The organism is Staphylococcus pasteuri, from assembly GCF_030547725.1.
Taxonomy (GTDB): domain Bacteria; phylum Bacillota; class Bacilli; order Staphylococcales; family Staphylococcaceae; genus Staphylococcus; species Staphylococcus pasteuri.
Window position 1 is genome coordinate 1 of the sequence record NZ_JAUOQO010000019.1, and the last position, 10224, is coordinate 10224.

General features: G+C 30.9%; 11 protein-coding genes and 1 pseudogene. 1 reads left to right on the forward strand and 11 read right to left on the reverse strand.

Going from position 1 to position 10224, the window contains the following annotated elements; genetic code table 11:
• From Q4528_RS12425 to Q4528_RS12470, 10 genes are all read right to left on the reverse strand, one after another.
• A partial coding sequence (locus tag Q4528_RS12425) for a replication initiation protein (RefSeq protein ID WP_303521781.1) occupies positions 1 to 831 on the reverse strand: 831 nt, incomplete at its 3' end.
• Between the two features lie 668 nt (positions 832 to 1499).
• Positions 1500 to 2105: a mobilization protein gene (locus tag Q4528_RS12430; RefSeq protein WP_239682527.1), complete on the reverse strand. Its 606-nt coding sequence runs from the start codon at positions 2103 to 2105 to the stop codon at positions 1500 to 1502.
• Positions 2008 to 3018: a relaxase/mobilization nuclease domain-containing protein gene (locus tag Q4528_RS12435; RefSeq protein ID WP_049391446.1), complete on the reverse strand. Its 1011-nt coding sequence runs from the start codon at positions 3016 to 3018 to the stop codon at positions 2008 to 2010. Before Q4528_RS12435 ends, Q4528_RS12430 begins: the two co-directional genes overlap by 98 nt.
• Positions 3005 to 3214 (reverse strand): hypothetical protein, encoded by a 210-nt coding sequence (locus Q4528_RS12440; protein WP_049391447.1) that lies wholly within the window; start codon positions 3212 to 3214, stop codon positions 3005 to 3007. Before Q4528_RS12440 ends, Q4528_RS12435 begins: the two co-directional genes overlap by 14 nt.
• A complete protein-coding gene (locus tag Q4528_RS12445) occupies positions 3196 to 3579 on the reverse strand; it encodes a plasmid mobilization protein (protein WP_049391448.1) in 384 nt (127 codons plus the stop codon). Before Q4528_RS12445 ends, Q4528_RS12440 begins: the two co-directional genes overlap by 19 nt.
• 211 nt (positions 3580 to 3790) lie before the next feature.
• A complete protein-coding gene (gene tcaB, locus Q4528_RS12450) occupies positions 3791 to 5008 on the reverse strand; it encodes a putative multidrug effflux MFS transporter TcaB (protein ID WP_258165260.1) in 1218 nt (405 codons plus the stop codon).
• 24 nt (positions 5009 to 5032) lie between these two features.
• A complete protein-coding gene (hisC, locus tag Q4528_RS12455; RefSeq protein WP_002487640.1) occupies positions 5033 to 6088 on the reverse strand; it encodes a histidinol-phosphate transaminase in 1056 nt (351 codons plus the stop codon).
• 10 nt (positions 6089 to 6098) lie between these two features.
• Positions 6099 to 7031, reverse strand: coding sequence for an L-lactate dehydrogenase (locus Q4528_RS12460; RefSeq protein WP_049391450.1), 933 nt, complete (start codon positions 7029 to 7031; stop codon positions 6099 to 6101).
• 66 nt (positions 7032 to 7097) lie between these two features.
• Positions 7098 to 8105, reverse strand: coding sequence for a tryptophan--tRNA ligase (trpS, locus tag Q4528_RS12465; RefSeq protein ID WP_002458663.1), 1008 nt, complete (start codon positions 8103 to 8105; stop codon positions 7098 to 7100).
• Between the two features lie 206 nt (positions 8106 to 8311).
• On the reverse strand, positions 8312 to 8914 hold the full coding sequence (locus tag Q4528_RS12470) for a short chain dehydrogenase (protein WP_002447413.1): 603 nt from the start codon (positions 8912 to 8914) through the stop codon (positions 8312 to 8314).
• A gap of 401 nt (positions 8915 to 9315) precedes the next feature.
• Here Q4528_RS12470 and Q4528_RS12475 point away from each other — a divergent pair, with 401 nt between their 5' ends.
• The gene (locus Q4528_RS12475) at positions 9316 to 9834 is read left to right on the forward strand and encodes a hypothetical protein (protein WP_000638665.1); all 519 of its coding nucleotides are present in this window, start codon (positions 9316 to 9318) and stop codon (positions 9832 to 9834) included.
• A gap of 288 nt (positions 9835 to 10122) precedes the next feature.
• Here the strand turns inward: Q4528_RS12475 and Q4528_RS12480 are convergent.
• A pseudogene (locus Q4528_RS12480) lies at positions 10123 to 10224 on the reverse strand (replication initiation protein); the annotation flags it as partial.

Here is a 10224-nt window from a genome sequence, read left to right on the forward strand (position 1 = left end):
TTTTAAAAAGGCTTCTCGTTCTTTCTCTAATTGTGGATCATACTCATTTTGTGTTTGTTTTTCATATGTGCGTTCTTCTAACCATTTTGGTGTTTTCTCACGACTTATATATTGTCGTGACTTACCTATATTCGTCATTTGTGGCTGTCGTTTACTGTGAATACGTTTCTCAGCATCAAAAGTAAACTCTAACCATTCAATTTTACGTCCTTTTTTTGCCTTTATTTTATTGATATTAAGATTATTAAAAATGAAGCCTAATTCTTTAATGATAGGGGCTAATACTTTTTGATTAATATTTGTCATACGGTAACTATTAGGAATATCTAGCCGTTCTCTAAAATCATCAATTTTAATTTTTACATAGCCAGTATGTTTATACTGCTTAAGTATTCTGAACATATGCTTAGAATATGTAGATTTAAGGTGTGTCATTTCTCTAAGTTCAAATTTAGTGAAGTTACTAGTTAATGAATTAATAATATGTTCTAAATCTGGATTAACACCAATAGCCACATACTCTTTATCTTTATAAATTTCTACTTTAGTAAAAAGAATAAATTTTCTAATAACATTCTCAGTTTCTTCTCTATATGTTAAAGAGAAAACTTTATCATAGAATTTTTCTAAATCTTGAATAAAAAGCTTTTTATCATGACTATAGTAATTACTTAATTCTTTTAATTCTTCAAATGGCACATTAACAGTCAAATTGCCTTTATCTTTTAATTTATTACACAAAGTAAAAAATAGATTAACTTCAGTATTATTAAATTTTCTCAATGGAACTAAATTCATATCATTTTTATATACTACTGTTTCTCCACTCAACTAACTCCACTCCAATCTAAAAGAAACCTTTACAGAATAAAGATTCCTATTAACTTTAATTGAAAATACTTATAATAGCTATTTTATAAACAATAATAACATAAAGAAACCTAATATAAAAAAAGTTTCTTTAGTTTAATGATTGGTTGCCTTTAGTTTAATGATTGGTTGCCTTTAGTTTAATGATTGGTTGCCTTTAGTTTAATGATTGGTTGCCTTTAACATCTCAAATCCGTTGTCACTCTGAGGATCAAATGCCTCCTAAAAAGGTTTTAAAAAGATTTATAAAAAGATATTAAAAAGTTCGGGGCAATTTGCCCCTCACAAATTCAAAAGACAAAAAGGAAACCAACCACATTTGTGGTTGGTTTTTATTATTTAAAAAAGCAACAAGTAATATAACTTTAATGCATTATTCCAATTGCTTTATTGACATTGAGCCTCTGAACCCTTAATAAACCCAAAAACTGTCGACTCGTCGGTTTCATAGCTCACGCTATACCGACATTCGTCGAAACAGTTTAATTAAGGGTTCTTCTCAATGCACAATAAATTTTCTCGGCATAATGGCGTGTGTTACTTTTTATTTCTCTTTTCATTTCTAAGCTATTTTAAGCTTGATACAGCTTTTTTATTACCTCAAATGTGGTTTTTATTCAACATTTATATTAAATGCGCTTATACACGCTTAAAATGGCATATATAAGTCCTCCAAATAAAGCATAAGGAACAAGATAGAAAATAAGTATGAAATAACGCCATGCTGAATGGCCTGTTTTCAGGACATAGTTCAGCCATTCATAAAAATGTTGCACACCTAACCAGTCGCCTAAGGGACTTAAGACTAAAAATGTGACCATGACTAAAGCAATAATAAAAAACATCGCTGTAATGCCTTTGGTTAAACGATGAAACGCTTGATCATATTGTTTAACAGCTGTTTCGTTGTGCTTGATACGTTCATCCATGGTTGCTTTATAATCGTTATTCGCTTGTTGCAGTTCTGCTTGATTGGTTTGTAACTGCTCCATCGCCTTATGTGTGTCTGTTTTTACATCTTTCAATTCTTCTTGGATGGCTGTTTGAAAATCTTGTTTTAAATTATCGTTATTAATGCGTTCAATATAGTGTTTCGCTACACTGATAAAACGCTTTTGTGTGATTTCAGTCGCTTGATTAAAGTTCGAGGCCGTTTTCTCGATCGTTGTTAATAATTCGTCGTGACGCTTGTTTCGCTCGTTCTCTCTCTTCTCGATCTCTTCGAGCCTTTTCATCAGCAAGTCTTGCTGATTCTGCAGCTTGTCTGCTACGCTCAAGCTCATTTGTGTCTTGGGCGAATTGGTCCCAATCTGATTGAGTGACGCCTGTATCTCGTTCAGTTGATTCATCACGACTTGAAGTTGGTCGTTTTGGCTGGCATTCGGTGTCTGAGTCTCGTTCTTGTTGTCTCCGTCGTTGAATTTGTCTTTCAAAGCCATCTTCGATCCCTCCTTTATTGTAATCTTCGCCGAGTTTACGCCCACGCACCTTTTTATCTTCGGCTAAGTGTCGATAGGTAATGCTTTTGGGTGTGACTCGTTCAATTTCAATACCATGTTGGTTTAAATGGTCTTTGAATTCATCCATATTGGTGGCTTGTGATTGGTCTATTGCCTCTCTAATCTCATCTTTCCATGAATATTGGGCAGTTGATTTCGTATTAGGGTCAGCAATCGCTTTTTCTGTCTGCGTATAACGTAAGCGTGCTGTGTCCTTTTCTGGCACGCTTAAACCATGTTCTATGCAAACCTCATCATTGAAATTTCTGACATTACGTAACGCTTGTTTATTGTTATTGAATTTCTTACCTGTCTCGAAGTCAATTGAATTAATGACAATATGATTGTGTACATGGTCTGTATCTGCATGCGTATAGACCGCTACTTGATGATTCGGTGCGAGCTTTTCAGCGAGTGCTAAGCCTAATTGATTACATTGTTCGGGCGTGACTTCGCCAGGTTTAAACGATTGGATTATGACATGTCCTTGATTGCCATCGGTTTTACCATATAATTCACGTGAAGCTTTAAAACTCGATTTCGCATAGTCGACATCACAATTTAAGCCGCTTTTTTCAACGGCTCGTTTCTCAGCATAATTAATGGCCCGTGATGTTGATTTGGTGGCACTTAATTTAGTTGTTGCCATTGGTATCACGCTTTTTTTGTTTAGGAATAAAATGATCAATTAAAAGGCCACCGAAAGCACAAAATAAGAAACAGATGGTGATAAACCACCATTGTTTTAGGAATGAAAAATTAAAAAATAAAATGAAGATCATTAAAGATATAACAGTTAAAATCCAAATACCAAACAGCCATCTTCTTAATTTAGTTTGTTCCATACCTCATCTAACCTTTCACGTAATTCGCTGATATTACGTTCTAATGCTTTATAGTTCGGTGCTTCATGTTGGTGTTGGTTGCAATATTTCGCAATCTGATTGGCATTAGCACCTAATCTACTTAAATCTTTGGCTATCGATTGTCGCGTTGTTTTATCTAATTTAGGTGCGACCAATCGAGATCCCTGTGCCTTTTTCTTAACGAAAGCAGGCACACTCATATTTAAAGTTTCAGCTGACTGTTTCAACTTTAAATATTCGGATTCGCTCACACGAAAACTAATTTGTTTCGGCTCCTTACGGTTGGGTTTATGGTTTTGCCCAACAGTTTCATCGCTAGCCACAAATGTGTTTTGTTCGCTCATACATCCCACCACGCTTTCTACGAAAGATAACTCCTTAATATAATTTTACTTTACAGGGTAAAGCAAAATTAATCAAGTCGTTAAGTGGTTTGGCAAGCATTGGCTTTGCTAGCCACTAACGTGGCAGACGCGCCAGCTTGTTGGGGATATTCCCCAAGCCCCTTAGCATTTTTTCTAGCGAAAAAATAAGTGGCTATTTGCTAGCCACTTATCAAGATTCATTATTTTTAGTTAGTGAATTTTGTTTGTTGTTTATTAACAATAACATGATAATAAATATTATTGTTATAGTGAGTATTATTATATAAGGATATATATTATATGATCCCTTAATACCTGTTAACGGAGCAATGACACTACCAATAATAAATTGTGATAAGCCTAAAAGACTTGCAGCATTTCCACTACCTCCTGTACGTTTTTCCATAGCTAGTGAGAATGCAATAGGACCTAAACCTGATACTGGGATAACTGTAAAGAACACAGAAAATAGATATACCCATGCAGGTAAATTTAATATTAATGTAGCAATAACAATAATTGCTCCAATTATTTGAATTACATTGTATAAAAGAATAATTGTATTACGATTAAAGAAATCGACTAATTTACCGGCTAATTGGCTAGAAATTATTAACCCTACTCCAACAAACGTCATGAAAATACTAAATTGTTGTGGAGAAAAATTATAAATTTTTTGTGTAATAAATGGTGCACTCGATGCATAACTAAATAGCATAATGTAACTAATACTTTGAATAAGTAGTGGAATTACAAATTTTTTAGTTTTCAATAAATTGCCAAAATCTTTTAAAATGAATTTTATATTTATGTGATTATTCTGTTTTTCATTTTTATCATTTTCCATAGAGAAAATTGATATTAATAGAAGTATTATACCAATACCTGTTAAGAATATAAAAATAGATCTCCAAGTGAAAAATGATAAAATACCTCCAGAAATTAAAGGGATAACAATTGTTAGAACACCATTAATTACCATTAATAATGATAAAAATTTTGCTAGTTTTTTACCTTGATAAATATCTCCTGCTGTTGAGCGAGCTATTACAATTGCTCCGCCACCCATTAATCCTTGAAAAAATCTTAATACAATAAGAGATTTAATACCTGGAGTAATAAAGCAACCTAAAGATGTCAGTATAAAGGCAGAAAAAATTAAAATAGTACTAGGTTTTCTGCCGATTTTATCTGATAGAGGCCCAAAAATAAATTGACCAAGAGCAATACCAATCATGGCAATGGATAATGAAAGTTGAGCATTAGAGGTTGTAGTATGTAAGCTTTCTTGAACACCTGGTAACGCAGGAGTATACAAATCTGATAGTAACGGGCCGAAAGCTGTCATAATACCCAATAAAATAGTGAAAGATATATATAATTTTTTATTCTTTTGGATAATAAGCACCTACTTATATCTTTAATATATTACTTAATAAGTAAAGTTTTTTAAAACGTTTATCATTGCGTCATTTTGTTCAGGGAATCCAATAGTAATACGGATACCATGAGGGAACGGTCTAGTTATACATCCTACTTTTAAAAGTTCTTCGAATAATTTATTTACATTTTCTGTATTGACAAAAATGAAATTTGTTTCACTAGGATAAAAATGTTTACTTTCAGGAATTTCAAAGAATTTTTGTCTCTCGTTTGCATTTTTTAATTTGATATCATTAATATAATCCTGATCTTTATATGCTGTTATAGCAGCAATTTCAGATAATCTACCTATATTGAAAGGAGGTTTAATTATATTGAATTTTTCTATAATTTTTTGATCGCCAATAACATAGCCAATTCTCATACTTGCCAAACCATATGCTTTTGAAAAAGTACGTAAAACAAATAAGTTTTTATATTTTTCTTGTAATTCTAAAGCATTTGGAAAATCTTCTGCGGTTACAAATTCTCCATATGCTTCATCTAACGCAACAGGAATTGTTGAAGGAACTTTATTTAAAAATTCGATTAACTCATTATGAGTGAAATATGTACCTGTTGGATTATTGGGATTACATAACCAAATTAAGGCTGTTTCGTCATCTACTTCCTCTAAAATGTTATCTAAATCAAATTTCCCGTTTTTTAGTGGACTTTTTACAATATTAGCAGATTCGATAACTCCATTATGATAATATTGGCCAAAAGTTAAATTGCTAGTTATTAGCTTATCTCCTGGTTTAATAATTGCTCTAGAAATTATTGTAATAATATCATCTAATCCTGCACCTAATAAAATACGATTTTCATCTATATTTAAAGTATCGCCAATTGCTTTTCTTAAGTTAAGTGAAGTAGTGTCTGGGTAATATTGTATATTATCTATTTTATCTTTTATTGCTTTTTTGGCTTTAGGAGAAGGTCCATATAGGTTTTCATTAGAAGCTAACTTATATAATGGTCCTTCAATATTATAAGATTTTTTTAATTCCTCTGGATTTAATCCTGGTTGATAAGCTGATAAATTTTCAATTTGAGTTTTCATTTAAATTCTCCTATCTAAATTTAGAAATTTCATCTTGTGCTTTTTTTAATATTTCGAATGAATATTTTAAGTTTTGATTTTCTTTTTCATCTAGAGGTAATTCTATAATTTTTTGGGCACCGTATTTATTTATCAACGTTGGTACACCAGAATATAAATTGTCATATCCATATTCTCCACTTAAATAGCTAGAAACAGTTAATATAGTATTTTCATCTTTAATTATGGCATTAGTTATGGTCGTTAAAGCTTTTGCAATTCCATAGCTTGTATTTCCTTTAGATTTTAGAATTTCAGTACCTACTTCTTTTGTATATGTTGTTATTTCTTCTAAAACATTTGAAGTTTTTTCTTTTAATGGTACTCCTGCAATGTTTGCTTTAGACCATATTGGAACTTGAGAGTCGCCATGTTCTCCTAATACCATAGCTTGTATGTTTGATGGAGAAACATTGTATATTTCACTTAATTTAAATTGAAAACGCGCAGAATCAATTATTGTACCAGAACCAATGACTTTTTCTTTGGGAAAACCTGAGATTTCTTTTGTAATATAGGATAAAGTGTCAACAGGATTAGAGGCTATAATAAAAATACCTTTAAAATGATTTTCCATTATTTTTGCAATAATAGATTTAAATATTTTGTGATTAGCTTCTAATAAGTCTGAACGTTTACTTACAGATTCCATTGAAGCACTAGCGGCGATGACAATAATGTCTGCATCTTCACAATCAGAATAATCTCCACTTTTTACTTTTAACATAGAGTTGTTAAAAGGAAGCATGTGTCTTAAATCCTCTACACAACTTTTTACAACATTTTCGTGTCTAGATATTATCGCTATTTCGTCTATACTAGTGTTCGATTCAGAAGCCATTAAGAATGAATAACTTGATCCAACGTGACCATTTCCAATTACTACAACTTTATTATTTTTCATATATAATGTCCTCTCTTTTTACTGTAATTAAATCTTCCCACACATAATTATTATTTTCAATAAATTCTAAAAATAATTAATACCTATTGCTTGTCTTACATCAAAGAGAGTGTCAGTTGCGATTGAACGAGCGTTTTCACTACCTTTTTTGAGTACATCATATACATAGTCCATATTATTCTGATAGTCCTGTCTTTTATTACGAATAGGTTCTAATTCACTTTGTATTATTTCATTTAAATAGTTTTTAATTTTGACATCGCCTAAGCCACCTTTTTGATAGTGATTTTTTAATTTTAATAATTGATCTGTATCTGAACAGAAAGCATCTAAATAAGTAAAGACAGTATTTCCTTCTATTTGTCCAGGATCATTGATATGAACATGGTTAGGGTCCGTATACATTGACATAATTTTCTTTCTAATAGTATCTGGAGAGTCCGATAAATAAATCGCATTGTCTAAAGACTTACTCATCTTAGCTTTCCCGTCAGTTCCTGGAAGTCTACCTAAACCTTTTCTAGGTAGTAAGGCTTTAGATTTGTATAATATATTTTGATTGTATGTAGTGTTAAACGTTTTAACAATTTCATTAGCTTGTTCTATCATAGGTATTTGATCTTCTCCTACGGGAACTACCGATGTTTTAAATGCTGTAATATCAGCAGTTTGACTAATCGGATATATTAAAAAACCGGCTGGAACTCTTTCTCCAAATTTTTTTTCTTTCATTTCATTTTTTACAGTAGGATTTCTTTTTAATCTGGATAATGTAACTAAGTTTAAATAATGCATCGTTAATTCATTTAATTCTGGTATTTGAGACTGAACAAATATATTAGACTTTAATGGATCTATACCTACTGATAAATAATCTAATACAACTTCCGTTAAACTATTACGAATTTTTTCAGGATTTCTAGCGTTATCAGTTAATGCTTGTTGATCAGCTATCATTATAAAGCTATTAAATTGGTCTTGTAATTCAACTCTTTTTTTAAGTGATCCTATATAATGACCAATGTGTAATTTCCCAGTAGGTCTATCACCCGTTAATAAATTTTCTTTTTGCATTTGACTAGCTCCTTTATATTAAAATCATCATTTTCTATAGGATAAATTTTTTTCTGAATTTTTAAAAGAGTTTATATTGTATACATTTCTACTACCTATAATAATTAATTATGTTAATTAAAGGAAAAAGACCCAAACACCGTCATATCAGCGTCTGGGTCTTTTAAAAATGAAAATTGAATATAAGATAATGAGATACTAAAACATTAATAAACTTTATACGTTTGTCCAGTTTGAGCGCCTTCAACACTTTTAATAAATGCATTTGCTACTTTATCAACTGGAACAGCTGTAAATCCTTTGAAGAATTCTCCATACTTATCTAAAGCTTCTTCAACGACATTAGGACTTACATTGTTAATTCTTAAACCATTTTTTAATTCTACAGCTGCTGATGTAACAAATCCTGAGACACCACCATTTGCCATAGCTGCTGAAGAACCTAATAAAATAGGATCATCCATCATAATTCCGGAAGTTAAAGTAAAGCTACCATTTTTATTTAAATAGTGTTGGCCTATTAAAACAAGATTTATCTGTCCTAATAATTTACTTTTTATGGCTACATTATTTTCTTCTAAACTCATATCTGATAGGGATTTGAAAGTTGCTCCTCCCGTGGCACTGACAACAGCATCTATATCTTTAATATCTTTATACATTTGTTCAATTTCTGTTGGAGAGGTAATATCTAATTGATAATCACCAGATTTACTGCCAACTTCAATAACTTCATGATTATTTTCTTTAAGTTTCTTAGATACACTTTTACCTATTGTGCCAGTAGCACCAATAACTACTATTTTCATTGTAATCCTCCTAATAAATACTGTTATTTTTGTAAATTTTTTAGCCAAAATAAATATATTCGAAAGTTTACTATTAACACTTACATACTTAATGTAACATATACATTTATGAATTTATTCTGTAAAACATAGTATATTCAAGTAATGTTAATATTAAATAAGCTTATACATAGAATATACAAATTAGCTACCCATAATCAGTAATTATGTTAACTAACTCAAAAGGCACAAACGCCGTCATTTCAGCGTTTGTCCCTTCGTTTTTGGATTATCGATTATACAACTTTTATACAGTCCCACAACCACACGTTTTCATGCATTTTCATCAATAACACTTTTGTATCTTTATTCAGTGTGAACTTAAAATATATTGCATAATATTTAATGAAAGGTGGAAAAATATGATTTATGATATTTCCGAAAGATTAAAAAAATATACAGAGTCACATGACCAAAAAGAAAACTTATTTCACTTTGGTATGTATGTAGCTTTAACATCATTAGCTGGTACTATAATTTATATGTTTAGTAGCACAGCCATTTGGATTACGCCCCTGAATATGTCTGTTGCAAGCTTTTTAATATTACTTATGGGTATGTATAAAAGAAAAGATAAAAGAGCATTTCTATTGTTTTATATGCATGGTACACAAAAAAAAGAGATTATTAAGAGCTTAACATGCGGAATTATATCTTTACTTGTTGGTTTTGCGACATTTAATTTACTTAAGTGGTTTAATCTTAGTTATAAAATAAATTATAATATATTAGCCATTTTTAAAAATTCCTTCCATTTTCTTTTAGAATTTCTTTTTACAATGTGGACTATGTTTTTTTTAACAATAGCAATGGGTTTAATATTAAAACCTATTGCTTTATTGATAGTTAAAAGAGTAATGGATGTTAGAAAAGATTTATAGATTGTCAGTTTAATAAAAAGTTTTAGTATATTATAATTAGAACGCACTTCCGTGCACAAAGGAGGTGTGCATATGGCGTTAACGATACTCTCACTTGTTGGAACATTTATCTTATCTGTTATTGCTGGTGTAGTTGCGAACTACATTACAGATAACCTAAAAAGATAAATAAAAAACCCCACTTTGCTTTGGTCGGCAGTGGGGTTTTGACATATGGCGAACCATACTTCACTTGTTACCTTCAGTATACATCAGCAGATACTATTTGTAAAAATTCATCTACTTTTATTATTCTTCCCAATCGGTTTGGAGCTGTTTTAAAAAGGCTTCTCGTTCTTTCTCTAATTGTGGATCATACTCATTTTGTGTTTGTTTTTCATATGTGCGTTC